A 13,477-nucleotide genomic window follows, 5' to 3' on the forward strand; every position below is an offset into this window, starting at 1 on the left:
TTCACCCCGCTGGGGGACGACGACGACCCCGCGGGCCGTGGTCGCGACGAGCGGCGGGTCGAGGACGTCGGCCGCCGACTCCCCGCGCTCCGGGGCGCCGCGGCCGACGACGCGCACCTCGAACGCCATCTCGCGCGAGCGGGTCCCGACGCGCACCAGCCGGGCCTCGATCTCGATGACGTCGCCGGCGCGCACGGGCGCGACGAACTGCACGTCGGAGTAGGAGGCGAAGAGGCCCTCGTCGCCGTCGGTGCGGATGCACATCTCGGTGGCGACGTCGCCGAACGCGGCGAGGCTGTAGGCGCCGTCGACGAGGTTGCCGGCGTAGTGCGCGTGGCTGAACGGGACGTAGCGGCGGTGGGTGACGGTCAGGCCGACCTCGGCGCGGGTCATCGCTGCTCTCCTCGGGGGTCGCGGGTGGTGCGGGGGGCGACGAGCTCGTGGACGAGGTAGGAGGCCACCTCGCCGGGGGTCGTGCCGCGGCCGAAGACGCGGTCGACGCCGAGCGCGGCCGCCGACCCCTCCTCGAAGCGCGGGCCGCCGACGACGAGCAGCGGCACCTCGCCGGCCGGGAAGGCCTCGCGGAAGGCCGCCGACATCGTCGTGGTGTTGTGGATGTGGGCGTCCTTCTGGGTGACGACCTGCGAGACGAGCACGGCGTCGGCGCCGACCTCGCGGGCGCTCTCGACGAGCTCGGGCACGAGGACCTGCGCGCCGAGGTTCACGACCTTCATCTCGCGGTAGTACTCCAGGCCCTTCTCCCCCGCGAACCCCTTGATGTTGAGGATCGCGTCGATGCCGACCGTGTGCGCGTCGGTGCCGATGCATGCCCCCACGACGACGAGCTTGCGCCCGAGCTGCGCCCGGATGGCCTGGTTGACCTCGGCCGACCCGAGCAGCGGGAACTCGCGCTCGACGACCTGGACCTCGCGGACGTCGACGAGGTGGGTCACCGAGCCGTAGACGACGAAGAAGGTGAAGTGCGGGCCCATCGCCTTGGCGTGGACGAGCAGCGCGGGGCTCATCCCCATCTTCGCGGCGAGCTGGAGCGCGGCGCCCTCGGCCCGCTTGTCGTGCGGCAGCGGCAGGGTGAACGACACCTGCACCATGCCGTCGCCGGTCGTGTCGCCGTAGGGGCGCACGATCGGTCCGGGCTCGTGGAGGCTCGGCTCGCCGGTCACGGGGTGCTCGCGGCGGCGCTCGCCCTCGTGCTGGTGGGTGCGGTCGCGCGCCTCCTGCGCGGTGGAGCGGGTCATCGGGTGGCCCCTTCGTCGAGCAGCGTGGTCGCGGGGTTGTCGTAGCCGTCGGCCTTGACGACGACGCCGTCCAGGCCCTTGCCCTTGGTCGGTGGGCGCTTCATCGCCCCGAAGGTGCCGTCGGTGATGGCGGCGAGCAGCGGCTGCGGGTGCGCCGAGCCCTTGGTGCTCGTGTCGGAGACGATCGTGTCGAGCAGGTCGACGGCCTCCGAGAGCACCTGCCGGGCCCGGGTCTGGATGAGCCCGTCGTGCGGCGGGTGGAAGTCCTCGGTCAGGCCGCCGGCGGCCTCCATCACGTAGCGGACGTTCTGCAGCGCGAGGTCGCGGTCGGAGAGCCACGGGGTGACGACGGCCTCGGTCATCATCCCGACGAGGAGGATGCCCTGGCCGGTCATCGCCCCGACGAGGTTGAAGAACCCGTCGAGGAGGTAGCCGCGGAAGACGTCGCCGGTCATGTGCTTGGTCGGCGGCATCCATTTGAGCGGGGCGTCCGGGAAGAGCTGGCGGGCCAGCAGGGCGTGGGCCAGCTCGAGGCGGAAGCTCTCGGGGACCTCGGGGTTGATCTCGAAGGCGTGGCCGAGGCCGAGCTGCCAGTCCTCGAGGCCGGCCTCCTTGGCGAAGTACTCGTTGAGCAGCTGGCTGACCGTGACGGTGTGCGCGGCCTCGACGGCGTCGGCGGTCGTCAGGTAGTTATCCTCGCCGGTGTTGATGATGATGCCGGCGCGCGCGTGGACCTGGCGGCTGAAGCGCTGGTCGACGAAGGTGCGGATCGGGTTGATGTCGCGGAAGAGGATCCCGTACATCGAGTCGTTGAGCATCATGTCGAGCCGCTCGAGGCCCGCGAGGGCCGCGATCTCGGGCATGCACAGGCCGGACGCGTAGTTGGTCAGCCGGACGTAGCGGCCGAGCTCGCGGCTGGTGTCGTCGAGGGCCGCCCGCATGAGGCGGAAGTTCTCCTGGGTGGCGTAGGTGCCGGCGTAGCCCTCGCGGGTCGCGCCCTCGGGGACGAAGTCGAGGAGGGACTGGCCCGTGGAGCGGATGACGGCGATGACGTCGGCGCCCTCGCGCGCCGCGGCCTGGGCCTGCGGGATGTCCTCGTGGATGTCACCGGTCGCGACGATGAGGTAGATCCACGGCGTGCGCGGGGCGTCGCCGACCTTGGCGACCATCCGCTCGCGGGCGCGGCGCTGGGAGTCGACCGTGCGGATGCCCTTCGCGACGGCCTTGCGGGCCGCCGTGCGGGAGGCGGTGAGGTCGCGCTTCTCGGGGAGGCGGAAGGAGGCGCTGCCGCTGCTGGCCTTCTGCGCGAGGGTCAGCAGGTCGGGGGCCTCGCCGCGGCGCAGAGCGTCCCAGACGGGGGTCGTGACGCCGTGCTCGAGCCCGACGCCGTCGCGCACCGCGTCGACGAGGTGGTTGACCCACGGAGTGCCGTCGTGGTCGGCGCCGGACAGGCCGGCGAGGCGCAGCGTGGCCCGCTCGACGGAGACGGTGGTGTGGGCCCGGGCGAGGTCGACGACCGGCTTGCCGGCCTTGCGGGCCAGGCTGCGGGCCCGACGGACGACGGCCGGGTCGAGGTCGAGGAGGGCGGGACGACGTGAAGACACGGCGTCAATCTAGCAATCCGACCGGAGGTCCTGTGGCCACACGGCGCCCGGACCGCAGATCCTCGCGTCTCCGCTCCCCCGGTTGCAGGTGGTTCACGACGACGGTTCGCTGGACGGGACAAAGTCACGCCCGGCAACCGTGCGGGCGGGCACCGAGCGAAGGGACGACGATGACCACCCTCACTGCCGACCGGACCACCACCCGCGCACCTCGAGCCCGGCGCCGTGTCGTCGCCTCCGCCCTCGCCGGAGCGACGGCCGTGCTGACCGGCGTCGCCTTCGCGGGACCGGCGGCGGCGGTGACCCAGGCCAGTGCCGAGTCGCAGTTCCGGGCGGCCGGGATCACGTGGTCGTCGTCGGGTGGCTGCACGACGCGGAGCAACCCGACGTGCACCTCGTTCGACGGTCTCCGCCAGGCGACCGTCGACGGCGCGCGGACGCTGAGGTCGGCGAGCGGGTGCGCGCTGAACATCACCGGCGGCACCGAGGTCGGCCACGCGAGCGGGACGTACTCGCACTACAACGGGTACAAGCTCGACTTCTCGCGGACGACCTGCCTCACGAGCTGGATCCACGGCACGTACACGTACATCGGGCTGCGGGGTGACGGGGCGGCGCAGTACAAGGCCGCGTCGGGGAACGTCTACGCCGACGAGGGCAACCACTGGGACGTCACCTACTACAGCTGCGGCGGCTGCTGAGACCGGCCGGCCGTGCTGGGCCGGCGCCCCTCCCCCGAACTCGGTGGAGGGGCGCCGCCGCGTCTGGTTGCATCGGTGGGTGCCCACCCGCCTCGCCGTCTCCCTCCCCCGCCGGTCCGGGGACCTCCTCGTGCGCGAGTTCGGTCCCGAGGACGTCGACGCCTACCTCGCGTGGCGCACGGACCCGCGGGTCACGCGCTGGCTCCTGACGACGCGGGCCGACGAGGCCACCGAACGCCTCGAGGCGGCCGAGGCCGACCCGGCCGGGGTGTCCGTGGCGGGCGTCGTGGACGGCCGGCTCGTGGCGTCGGGGTACCTCGGCGTCAAGGACGGGATGGGGCAAGACGTCGGGGACGCCTGGGTCGGCGCGCTCGGGCGCGTGGGGTACCTGGTCGACCCGGAGTGGCACGGGCGCGGGGTCGGCACGCGGCTGCTCGGAGTCCTGCTCGAGGTCGCCTTCGCCGACCTCGGGATGCACCGCGTGCTCGCGGGGTGCTTCGCCGACAACGTTGCGTCGTGGCGGACGATGGAGCGGCACGGGATGCGGCGCGAGCAGCACGGCGTCGAGGACTCCTGGCACGCCGAGCTGGGCTGGGTCGACGGGTACGAGTACGCGATCCTGCGGTCCGAGTGGAAGGCGCGGCGCGGAGGGTGACGGGGGTCAAAATCGTTGCGCCGCAGCGAAAGAACTGTGGATAACTCTTGCGGGTCGAACGCCCGTTCGAGTAGGATGAGGCATGGACAGGGGACGATCTCGAGCCGCATCGCGGCACTCCGTGAGGAGTGCGCGCGGCTGGGTCGTGAGCTCGCGGAGTCGGGTCACCTGCTGTCCGCGGAGGAGGCTTTCGAGGTCGCGGGTGAGCTGCAGGGTCTGGCGAACGCGGCGGATGCTGCGGTCGCCGTGGCTGGTGCGTGGGGTGCGCGGGTGGAGACGACGATGCGGTCGGGCTCGTGGGAGCGGGTGCACCCGCTGGGCTTCATGGATGCGATGGCCGCGACGGAGATGTCGCTGGCGTGCGGGCTGACCGAGGGCGTGGCCGGGCGCAAGGCCGCGCTCGGCGCCGCCCTGGGTGAGCGGTTCCCCATGACCCGTGACCTGCTCCTGTCCGGTGACCTCGCCGCCGTCAACGCCCAGAAGGTCGTCGACGCCTGCGCTGGGTTGGACGTCGAGGCCTGTGTGAAGGTCGACGCCGAGCTGGCGCCGCGGCTGCCCGTGATGGACCCGGCCCGCGTCACGTCGGAGGCGCGTCGCGTGGCGACCCGGGTGGCTGGGGACCAGGTCGCTGCATACGTGGCCTTGCGGAAGCGGGGTCGGTGCGTGGAGGTCCGTCCCGGGGAGGACGGGTTGACCGACTGGTTCGCCTCGCTCCCGACGGCGACGTCGGCGGCGATGTGGTCGGCCGTCGAGAAGCTGGCCGGTGAGTACCGGCAGGTCGACGACACGCTCTCGGTCCGGGAGTCGTGCGCGGATGCCCTGACCGATCTGGTGCTGCGGAACGTGACCGTGTCCGCGCAGGTCACCCTCGGCGTGCCCGTCGTCACCGACCGTCCGGCACCGGAGGCTGCTGCTGGGGAACGCTTCCGGGTGGAGTGGGACGACGACGAGACGATCATCGACGCCCCCACGGGTGAGGAGGTCCGCTACGGCGACCTCGACCCCGCCAGCCGTGAAGCCCTCTCCTGGGTGACCGAGCCAGAGTTCGACCCCAGCGACCGGGCCGTGGTACTGGCCGAGGTGTCGCCCGGGTTCGCGGTCTCCGGGACCCACCTGCCGAACCTCGGCTGGGTCGAGCCAGCCACCCTCGCGAACCTCCTCAAGCTCCTCCCGATGGACGTCGCCCGAGCCGTCCTCGAGGCCGACACCGGCACCCTCGCCTCGGTCAACACCACCGCGTATCGACCACCCAAGGCGATCGCCGACTTCGTGAAGACCCGGGACGGCACCTGCCGGATGTGGGGATGTTCGCGACCCGCCGTGGCCTGCGACCTCGACCACGTCCGAGCCTGGCCCGACGGTGAGACGACCCCGAGCGGGCTCGAGTCCCTCTGCCGACGTCACCACTGCTTCAAGCAGCAAGCGCGATGGCGCCCGGTCCTGTCCTCCGACGGCACCATCACCTGGCACGGCCCGAACGGGCAGACCCGCACCACCGAACCCGCCCACCGCACCTGACCCCTGCCCAGACGTCGGAGCAGTATGGCCTTGCCGACGCGCCTGCGCCGACTCAGGCCAGGGCGGAGTGGAGCACCATGCCGTCGCGGACGGTGAGGAGGCACTCGGGGAGGGGCGCTCCCCCGCCGAGCACCGGCAGCCCGTCGGCGTCGACCTCGGCCACCGACCAGGCCGCGAACGTCGCCGGCGCGCCGACCCGCAGCTCTCCCCCGGCGACTCCGGACAGCTCCCACCCGCCGACCGTGTGCGCACCGAAGGCGACCGCGGTAGGGATGCGCGACACCTCGTCCCGGTGCTCCACCGCGGCACGCACGGCGACCCACGGCGCGAACGGCGTCACGGGCGAGTCCGACCCCAGCCCGAGCCGCACCCCCGATCCGACGAAGTCGGCCAGCGGGTTCGTCGCCACCCCACGCGACGCGCCCAACCGCGTGGCGTACATCCCCTCGCGGCCACCCCAGTACGCGTCGAAGGCCGGCTGCACGCTGGCGCCGATGCCGAGCCGGGCCATCGTCGCGATGCCGGCGGCGTCGGCCATCTCGGCGTGCTCCAGCCGCGGCCGCGACGCGCGCAGCACGTCGACCCCGACCAGCGCGGCCGCGCGCTCGTAGCCCTCGAGGACGAGGTCCATCCCGGCGTCGCCGATGACGTGGAAGCCGCTCTGCACGCCGGCCAGCGCGCACGCCGCCACGTGGTCGCGCACGCCCGCCGAGTCGCGGTAGGCCGTTCCGCTGCAGCCCGGTTCGTCCGTGTACCCGTCGCGCAGCAGGGCCGTGTGCGACCCGATCGACCCGTCGATGTTGAGGTCGCCTGCCAGCCCCACGGCCCCGTGCAGCGCCACCAGTGCGCGGGCCTGCTCGGCGTTGGTCACCGGCTCAGCCCAGTACCCGACGGTGGTCGGGAGGTCGGCGCGCCGGCCGAGGTCGAGCACGTCGGCGAAGTCCTCGGCCGACGTCAACAGCGGTCCGCCGCACTCGTGCACGGCGACGATGCCCCGGGCGGCCGCGGCTCGCAGCGCCGTCTCGACGTCGGCCCGACGGTCGTCGCGCGACCGCGACGCGTCGAACATCGCCCGGGCCGCGTTCTTGGCGTCACGCACGACGAAGCCCGAGGACGACCAGCCGTCGAGTGCCGCCGCCCCACACGCCGTGGCGAGCGACGAGGACACGACCGCCGAGTGGCCGTCGATCCGTGAGGCGTACACGATGCCGTCGGCCGTCGCACGGTCGAGCTCGGCGGCGGTCATCGCGCGTTCCCGCGTCCAGTCCTGCTCCTGCCACCCGTGCGCGAACACCGGCGCGCCGGGCGTCTCGCGCGCGGCCCCGGCGACCAGGTCAAGGGCCTCGGTGACCGTGCGGGTCCCCGACAGGTCGACGCCGCGCATCCCGAGACCAGTGTGCGACACGTGCGCGTGGGCGTCGACGAAGCCGGGGAGCACTACAGCCCCGTCGAGGTCGACGACCACGTCGACGACTCCGGCGTGCCGGTCGGCGCCCGACTCGTCGCCCACCCAGGCGGTGCGCCCGTCGTCGCCGACGACGAGGGCGGTGGCCGCCGGGTGCTCGGGCGTCCGGACGCGGGCGTGGCGGAAGAGGGTCGTCGGCACGGGCGTCACTCTAGGAGGCGTCGGGCGTACGGTCGTGGCATGGCCCTCCCGCTGGCGATCGGCAGGTTCAACAAGCGCGTCACGAACAAGGTGATGGTCCACCTCGTGGGCCACGGCTCGTTCGCGGAGATCGAGCACGTGGGACGCCGCTCGGGCCGCACCTTCCGCAACCCCGTCAACGCGTTCCGCGACGGAGACCGGGTCACCTTCGCCCTGACCTACGGGCCGCGCGTCGACTGGCTGCGCAACACCCGCGCGGCGGGCGGCTGCCGGCTCCGGCTGGGCCGCGAGCTCCTGACCCTCGGCCCACCCGTCGACCTGCCGGAGGACGTCGGCCGCTCGCGCGTGCCCGCCCTCGCCCGGGTCGTTCTCGGGCTCGCGTCGGTGCACGAGTTCGTCGAGATGCCCGTCCTGGCGAGCGAGCCGGTCAGCCCTCGCTGAGCCGCGACTCGAACAGCGCACGCACGTCGGCGTCGCGACGCACGAGGTCGACGGCCAGGTCGGCGTGACCGGGGACGTAGCCGTTGCCGACGAGCATCCGCACGTCGGCGGCCAGGCCCTCCGCGCCGAGGGCCGCGGCGGCGAAGCTCGTGGCCATCGAGAAGTAGATGATCGTGCCGCCCTGGGCCGTGGCGAGCACGGCCGGCTGCTCGCAGCCCGGCACGTCGACGCACACGACGGTGACGTCGGCCGGCCCACCCGCGGCGGCCACGGCCTCGGACAGCCCCAGCGGCGACCGGGCGTCGGCGACGACGACCTCGTCGGCCAGCGACGTGCCCCGCAGCAGCTCCGCCTCGGTCTCCGTCGGCACGACCCCGATGCGCCGTCCGGCCCCGGCCTCGCGAGCGGCGGCCAGCGACAGGGACCCCGACTTGCCGGCCCCGCCGAGGACGAGCACGGTCGGGGCGCTCCCCCGCGCCAGGTGCTCGGCGACGACGCGGGCCACGAGCGCCGGCGCCCCGCAGACGTCCATGACCATGAGCGCGAGCTCGGGCGAGAGGTCCTCGGGCAGCCGGGCGGCGATCGAGCGACCGAAGAGGACGGCCGTCCCCGCAGCCGGGACCCGCTCGGAGCCGCCGTCCCAGCGCTCGAGCCCGTCGGTGATGACGAGCGGGGTCAGCGAGAGCGAGACGAGCGTGGCCACTCGGTCGCCGACGGCCAGCCCGAGCGGCGACTCGGGGCCCACCTCGGCGACGGTGCCGACGAGCATCCCGCCCGACCCCGTCACCGGGTTCTGCATCTTCCCCCGCTCGGCGACGATCGATAGGACCTCGGCCCGCACGGCCGCACCGTCGCCGCCGTGCTTCTCGGTGAGCTGGCGGAAGGAGGCGGCATCGAGGTTGAGGGTCTCGACGTCGATGCGGACCTCGTCGGGCCACAGCTCGGGCGAGGGGTCGAGGACGCGCGCGGCCTGGGGCAGCGAGACGCCGGCGGGCTCGAGGACCCGGTGGAGGCCGACGGGTGACGATGGGGTGCTGCGCACAAGAAACTCCTCATCCTGCGACACGCGGCCGAAGGTCTTGCGGTCAAGACGTGGAAAGAGCATGCATTCGTCCTTTATCCTGCCACGCATGACGACTTCGATCGAGCAGCCCTACGCGTACCGGCGCCGCGAGCTGGTGGAGCCCGACTGGACCCGCCTCCCCGGCTGGCGCGAGGTCACCGCCGAGGACTGGGCCAGCGCCCAGTGGCAGCGCGCCCACTGCGTCAAGAACGTGGGCCAGCTGCGCGCCGTCATGGGCGACCTGCTCGAGGACCGCTTCTACGACGACCTCGAGCGCGACCAGGCCGAGCGCGCCACGATGTCGATGCTCGTCCCCCGCAGATGCTCAACACGATGGTCCCGGCCACCGACACCCCGATGCCGTCGGCCGGCGCGGCGTTCACCGACGCGTTCTACGCCGACCCGGTGCGCCGCTACATGTTCCCGGTCTTCTCCGACCGGCGCACCGACTGGGCGAGCCACCCGTTCGCCACGCGCGACAGCCTCCACGAGCACGACATGTGGGCGGTCGAGGGCCTGACCCACCGCTACCCCACCAAGGTGCTCGCCGAGATGCTGCCGACGTGCCCGCAGTACTGCGGCCACTGCACGCGGATGGACCTCGTCGGCAACTCGACGCCGCAGTTCACCAAGCTCAAGCTCGCCGGCAAGCCGGTCGACCGCTACGCCGCGATGCTCGACTACCTCCAGCGCACCCCCGGCGTCCGCGACGTCGTCGTCTCCGGTGGCGACGTGGCGAACATGCCGTGGAAGAACCTCGAGGGCTTCCTCGACAAGCTGCTCGACGTCGAGAACATCCGCGACATCCGGCTCGCCACCAAGGCGCTCATGGGCCTGCCGCAGCACTGGCTCCAGGCCGACGTCGTCGAGGGCGTGGCCCGGGTCAGCGCCAAGGCCCGCTCGCGCGGTGTGTCGCTGGCCATCCACACGCACGTCAACAACGCGCAGTCGGTCACGCCCCTGGTCGCCGAGGCGGCCCGCACGATGCTCGAGGCCGGCGTCCGCGACGTCCGCAACCAGGGCGTCCTGATGCGCGGCGTCAACGACAGCTCCGACCAGCTGCTCGACCTCTGCTTCGCCCTCCAGGACGAGGCGAGCATCACCCCGTACTACTTCTACATGTGCGACATGATCCCGTTCTCGGAGCACTGGCGCCTGTCGCTGCGCGAGGCCCAGCACCTGCAGCACGCGATCATGGGCTACCTCCCGGGGTTCGCCACGCCGCGCATCGTCTGCGACGTGCCGTTCGTCGGCAAGCGCTGGGTGCACCAGGTCGACAGCTACGACACCGAGAAGGGGATGTCGTTCTGGCGCAAGAACTACCGCACCTCGATCGAGGCCGCCGACACCGACGCTCTCTCGCGCGAGTACGTCTACTACGACCCGATCTACACCCTCTCCGAGGCCGGTCAGGACTGGTGGCGCACGAACACCGACGTCGAGGGGGCCCACGTCGCGGCCCTCGCCGGTGCGGGTGCCTCGCGCGCCGCCTCGGCCGCCGACCTCGCCTGACCCACCGCACCAGCCGGTCGTAGGCTCGGCGGCATGGCCCGCCGAGCACCCTCCGGGACGCCCGCCACCGCGGCCCTCACGGCGGCGGGCGTCGGGTTCTCCCAGCACGTGTACGAGCACGACCCCTCCGCGCCGTCGTACGGCCTGGAGGCCGTCGCGGCGCTCGGGCTGCCGGCCGAGCAGATGTTCAAGACCCTCCTCGTCGAGACCGGCGCGGGGCTGGCCGTCGGCGTCGTCCCGGTCTCCGGGATGCTCGACCTCAAGGCGATGGCCACCGCCCTCGGGGTCAAGCGCGTGACGATGGCCGACCCCACCGCGGCCGAGCGCTCGACCGGCTACGTCGTCGGCGGCATCTCGCCCGTCGGTCAGAAGCGGCCGCTGCCCACCGTCGTCGACGAGAGCGCCGAGCTGTTCGACACGGTCTACGTCTCGGGAGGCCGGCGCGGCCTCGACCTCGGCCTCTCCTCCACCGACCTCGTCCGGATGACCGGCGCGGTCGTCGCCGACATCGGTCGCTAGGACTCCGCTGCGGCTCGGCGCGGCCGGGCGCGCACGTGCATCCGCTCGCCCTGCGGGCCCATGATGCTCAGCAGCTCCACCGGCCGGTCGTCGGCGCACCCGAACCAGTGCGGCGTGCGCGTGTCGAACTCGGCGACCTCCCCGACCCCGAGGACGACGTCGTGCTCGCCGAGGACGAGCCGTAGCCGGCCGTCGAGAACGTAGACCCAGTCGTACCCCTCGTGCGTGCGCGGGTCGGGCCGGCGGCCGTCCGGGCGCAGCACCATCTTGAAGGCTCGCGGACCACCGACCCGCCGGGTCAGCGGGATGACGCTGGCGTACGGGTGCTCGGTCGGTCGCAGGTGCACGCGGGGGTCGCCGGTCTCGGGGGCGTCGACGAGCTCGTCGAGGGTGACGCGGTAGGTGCCGGCGAGGGCGACGAGAAGCTCCAGCGTCGCCTTCCGCGACCCGGACTCCAGCCGCGAGAGCGTGCTCACCGAGATGCCGGTGGCGGCGGAGACGTCGGCGAGGGTCATCCCGCGCCGGGTGCGGACGGACCGCAGCCGGGCGCCGACGGCGGTGGGGTCGAGGGTTGCCACATCGGCAACGTACCTTGCCGTCCTGTCCCTGTCGCCCGCACCCTCGGGGCATGACCACCGAGACCTCCACCGCCCCTCCGACCCCGGTCGACGTCCTCGTCGTCGGTGGCGGTGCCGCCGGGCTGTCCGCGGCCACCGTCCTCGCGCGATCGCGCCGCGACGTCGTCGTCCTCGACACCGGCGCCCCGCGCAACGCCCCGGCCGACGGCGTGCACGCCTTCGTCGGCCACGACGGCGTCCCCCCGCTCGAGCTGCTGGCCCGAGGCCGCGCCGAGCTCGCGTCCTACGGCCGCCGGATCGTCGAGGTCGAGGCGGTCGGGGCGCGCCTCGACGGCGACCGGGTCGTCGTCGAGGGTGCGGACGGGTCGGCCTGGGCGGCACGGCACCTCGTCGTGACGAGCGGCGCGGTCGACGAGCTGCCGGACGTCCCCGGCCTGCGCGAGCAGTGGGGGCGCGGCGTCGTCCACTGCCCGTACTGCCACGGGTGGGAGGTGCGCGACCGGCGCGTGGTGGTCCTCGCGACCACGCCGGCGGCGGTGCACCAGGCCGGCCTGTTCGGCCAGCTGACCGAGCACCTCACGGTCCTCGTGCACGACCCGTCGGCGCTCGACGCCACGGCGCGACAGCGGCTGGGCGCCCTCGGGGTCGAGGTCGTCGAGGGACCCGCCACCGCCGTCGTCGAGTGCGACGGCGTGCTGACGGGGGTCGAGACGCCGGCCGGCGTGGTCCGCGCGGACGCCGTCGCGGTCGCCTCGGTTGTCGAGGCGCGGTCGGCGGTGCTCGACGCCCTCGGGGTCCCGCTCGTCGACCTCGAGATGTTCGGCCGGGTCGCCGCGCGCCACGTCGCCCTCGACCCGATGGGCCGCACCTCGGTGCCGCGGGTCTGGGCTGCCGGGAACGTCGCCGAGCCGATGTCCCAGGTCGTCATGGCCGCGGCGGCCGGCACGAGGGTCGGGGCGATGGTCAACGCCGAGCTGGTGGCCGAGGACCAGGAGCGACGGCTCGCCGGCTGACGGTCCGCGGACTCAGCGGTGGGTGTCGGCGGCGTGCTGGATGTCGGCGACGAAGCGCTCCCACTGGGCGGTGTCGCCCTGGGCGTCGTGGTCGCGGCCTGCCTGCCCGTCGAGCAGCTCGCGCAGGATGTCGGCGTGGCCGGCGTGCTGCGCCGTCTCGGCGGTGACCCGGACGACGAGGTGCCCGAAGGTGGTCTGCCGCGTCTCCTCGGGCCACCACGCCGGTGCGGCCGGATGGTCGAGCGGCAGCTCGGCCAGTGCCGCGTCGGAGAGTGCCCAGGCCTGCCGGTAGAGGTCGATGACCCACTCGCGGCTCTCGTCGGCGCGGGCCCACATGTCGCCGCCCTCCCACACCGAGCCGTCCTCGTCCCACGGCAGCGTGGGCGCCCGGCGCCCGACGGACTCCGACAGGTAGCCGATCTCGACCCCGGCCAGGTGCTTGACCAGCCCGAGCAGGTTGGTACCCGTCGGGGTGAGCGGACGGCGGACGTCGAACTCCGACACCCCGTCGAGCGCCCGGAGCATCGAGTCGCGGGCGTCCTGGAGGTACTTGTGCAGGTCGCCGGGGAGGCCCGGCGGGATGCTCACTCCCACGGTGTCGACAGGACCACCGTCGTGCGCGTGGAGACGTGGGCGGCGCCGCGGATGCGGGCGATGAGCTCCTCGAGCTCGGTGGGCGTCGCGACCCGGACCTTGAGGATGTAGTTCTCGTCGCCGGCGACCGAGTGGCACTCCTCGATCTGGGTGATGCCCTGTAGGCGGTCCGGGATGTCGTCGGGAGCCGACGGGTCGAGCGGCGTGACCGACATGAACGCGGTCAGCTCGCGGCCGAGGGCCCGGTGGTCGACGGTGGCCGTGTACCCGGTGACGACGCCGCGCTCCTCGAGCCGCCGCACCCGCTGGTGCACCGCGGACGTCGACATGCCGAGCGCCTTGCCGAGGTCGGTGTAGCTGATCCGTCCGTCCTTGGTCAGGAGGTCGACGATCCGCCGGTCGAGGTCTTCCACACGG

The 13,477-nt window shown here is 73.3% G+C and carries 16 protein-coding genes and 1 pseudogene; 8 read left to right on the plus strand and 9 right to left on the minus strand.

Annotated elements, in window-relative coordinates; all coding sequences use genetic code 11:
* The first annotated feature begins 37 nt into the window (after positions 1-37).
* Positions 38-223, plus strand: a complete 186-nt coding sequence (locus G7075_RS22550) for a hypothetical protein (protein ID WP_371814196.1) — start codon at positions 38-40, stop codon at positions 221-223.
* On the opposite strand, the pseudogene G7075_RS22555 reads toward G7075_RS22550, so the two are convergent.
* The 3 genes and pseudogenes from G7075_RS22555 to G7075_RS06390 form a co-directional block, all read right to left on the minus strand.
* Positions 172-393: pseudogene (locus G7075_RS22555) on the minus strand (3-aminobutyryl-CoA ammonia-lyase); the annotation flags it as partial. The gene G7075_RS22550 and the pseudogene G7075_RS22555 sit on opposite strands and share 52 nt — an antisense overlap.
* Complete coding sequence (locus G7075_RS06385; RefSeq protein WP_166120014.1) at positions 390-1,256, minus strand: OAM dimerization domain-containing protein; 867 nt, start codon at positions 1,254-1,256, stop codon at positions 390-392. The pseudogene G7075_RS22555 and the gene G7075_RS06385, both read right to left, overlap by 4 nt.
* Positions 1,253-2,860: a lysine 5,6-aminomutase subunit alpha gene (locus G7075_RS06390; protein WP_166120016.1), complete on the minus strand. Its 1,608-nt coding sequence runs from the start codon at positions 2,858-2,860 to the stop codon at positions 1,253-1,255. The genes G7075_RS06385 and G7075_RS06390 overlap by 4 nt, the downstream gene beginning before the upstream one ends.
* A 170-nt stretch (positions 2,861-3,030) precedes the next feature.
* Here G7075_RS06390 and G7075_RS06395 point away from each other — a divergent pair, with 170 nt between their 5' ends.
* The 3 genes from G7075_RS06395 to G7075_RS06405 all read left to right on the plus strand — a co-directional run bounded on the left by G7075_RS06395 (position 3,031) and on the right by G7075_RS06405 (position 5,734).
* Positions 3,031-3,561 (plus strand): hypothetical protein, encoded by a 531-nt coding sequence (locus G7075_RS06395; RefSeq protein WP_166120019.1) that lies wholly within the window; start codon positions 3,031-3,033, stop codon positions 3,559-3,561.
* A 79-nt stretch (positions 3,562-3,640) separates the two neighbouring features.
* Positions 3,641-4,216 (plus strand): GNAT family N-acetyltransferase, encoded by a 576-nt coding sequence (locus G7075_RS06400; protein ID WP_166120022.1) that lies wholly within the window; start codon positions 3,641-3,643, stop codon positions 4,214-4,216.
* 270 nt (positions 4,217-4,486) lie between these two features.
* On the plus strand, positions 4,487-5,734 hold the full coding sequence (locus G7075_RS06405; protein WP_166120024.1) for an HNH endonuclease signature motif containing protein: 1,248 nt from the start codon (positions 4,487-4,489) through the stop codon (positions 5,732-5,734).
* A gap of 52 nt (positions 5,735-5,786) precedes the next feature.
* Here the strand turns inward: G7075_RS06405 and G7075_RS06410 are convergent, their stop codons facing one another.
* On the minus strand, positions 5,787-7,340 hold the full coding sequence (locus tag G7075_RS06410; protein WP_166120027.1) for an amidohydrolase: 1,554 nt from the start codon (positions 7,338-7,340) through the stop codon (positions 5,787-5,789).
* A gap of 39 nt (positions 7,341-7,379) precedes the next feature.
* Here G7075_RS06410 and G7075_RS06415 point away from each other — a divergent pair, with 39 nt between their 5' ends.
* Positions 7,380-7,781, plus strand: a complete 402-nt coding sequence (locus G7075_RS06415; RefSeq protein ID WP_166120030.1) for a nitroreductase family deazaflavin-dependent oxidoreductase — start codon at positions 7,380-7,382, stop codon at positions 7,779-7,781.
* Here G7075_RS06415 and G7075_RS06420 read toward each other — a convergent pair.
* Positions 7,768-8,886, minus strand: coding sequence for an L-erythro-3,5-diaminohexanoate dehydrogenase (locus tag G7075_RS06420; protein WP_240917937.1), 1,119 nt, complete (start codon positions 8,884-8,886; stop codon positions 7,768-7,770). The genes G7075_RS06415 and G7075_RS06420 overlap by 14 nt on opposite strands.
* Positions 8,887-8,934: 48 nt before the next feature.
* Positions 8,935-9,078 carry a hypothetical protein gene (locus tag G7075_RS22560; RefSeq protein ID WP_240917938.1) on the minus strand — a complete coding sequence of 48 codons (144 nt, stop codon included), beginning with the start codon at positions 9,076-9,078 and terminating at the stop codon, positions 8,935-8,937.
* Positions 9,079-9,165: 87 nt separating this feature from the next.
* Here G7075_RS22560 and G7075_RS06425 point away from each other — a divergent pair, with 87 nt between their 5' ends.
* Both G7075_RS06425 and ybaK read left to right on the plus strand, forming a co-directional pair.
* Entirely contained in the window at positions 9,166-10,356 is a 1,191-nt protein-coding gene (locus G7075_RS06425) for a lysine 2,3-aminomutase (protein ID WP_240917939.1), read from the plus strand.
* 33 nt (positions 10,357-10,389) lie between these two features.
* Positions 10,390-10,875, plus strand: coding sequence for a Cys-tRNA(Pro) deacylase (gene ybaK / locus G7075_RS06430; protein ID WP_166120033.1), 486 nt, complete (start codon positions 10,390-10,392; stop codon positions 10,873-10,875).
* Here ybaK and G7075_RS06435 read toward each other — a convergent pair.
* Complete coding sequence (locus G7075_RS06435) at positions 10,872-11,453, minus strand: helix-turn-helix domain-containing protein (protein WP_240917940.1); 582 nt, start codon at positions 11,451-11,453, stop codon at positions 10,872-10,874. The genes ybaK and G7075_RS06435 overlap by 4 nt on opposite strands.
* A 50-nt stretch (positions 11,454-11,503) precedes the next feature.
* Between G7075_RS06435 and G7075_RS06440 the strand changes: the two genes are divergently transcribed.
* Positions 11,504-12,466, plus strand: a complete 963-nt coding sequence (locus tag G7075_RS06440) for an NAD(P)/FAD-dependent oxidoreductase (protein WP_166120035.1) — start codon at positions 11,504-11,506, stop codon at positions 12,464-12,466.
* Between the two features lie 12 nt (positions 12,467-12,478).
* Here G7075_RS06440 and G7075_RS06445 read toward each other — a convergent pair whose 3' ends face one another.
* Both G7075_RS06445 and G7075_RS06450 read right to left on the minus strand, forming a co-directional pair.
* A complete protein-coding gene (locus G7075_RS06445; protein WP_240917941.1) occupies positions 12,479-13,054 on the minus strand; it encodes a DinB family protein in 576 nt (191 codons plus the stop codon).
* A complete protein-coding gene (locus tag G7075_RS06450; protein ID WP_205860633.1) occupies positions 13,051-13,473 on the minus strand; it encodes an Lrp/AsnC family transcriptional regulator in 423 nt (140 codons plus the stop codon). The genes G7075_RS06445 and G7075_RS06450 overlap by 4 nt, the downstream gene beginning before the upstream one ends.
* Between the last annotated feature and the right edge of the window lie 4 nt (positions 13,474-13,477).

Origin of the sequence: Phycicoccus sp. HDW14, from assembly GCF_011383005.1 — a bacterium.
In the GTDB taxonomy this organism is placed as follows: domain Bacteria; phylum Actinomycetota; class Actinomycetes; order Actinomycetales; family Dermatophilaceae; genus Phycicoccus.

Coding starts and splice junctions, on each gene's coding strand:
- G7075_RS06385 (WP_166120014.1), bottom strand. CDS start 1,256: ATGACCCGCTCCACCGCGCAGGAGGCGCGCGACCGCACCCACCAGCAC.
- G7075_RS06395 (WP_166120019.1), top strand. CDS start 3,031: ATGACCACCCTCACTGCCGACCGGACCACCACCCGCGCACCTCGAGCC.
- G7075_RS06415 (WP_166120030.1), top strand. CDS start 7,380: ATGGCCCTCCCGCTGGCGATCGGCAGGTTCAACAAGCGCGTCACGAAC.
- G7075_RS06420 (WP_240917937.1), bottom strand. CDS start 8,886: ATGCTCTTTCCACGTCTTGACCGCAAGACCTTCGGCCGCGTGTCGCAG.
- G7075_RS22560 (WP_240917938.1), bottom strand. CDS start 9,078: ATGACGGCGCGCAGCTGGCCCACGTTCTTGACGCAGTGGGCGCGCTGC.
- G7075_RS06425 (WP_240917939.1), top strand. CDS start 9,166: ATGCTCAACACGATGGTCCCGGCCACCGACACCCCGATGCCGTCGGCC.
- ybaK (WP_166120033.1), top strand. CDS start 10,390: ATGGCCCGCCGAGCACCCTCCGGGACGCCCGCCACCGCGGCCCTCACG.
- G7075_RS06440 (WP_166120035.1), top strand. CDS start 11,504: ATGACCACCGAGACCTCCACCGCCCCTCCGACCCCGGTCGACGTCCTC.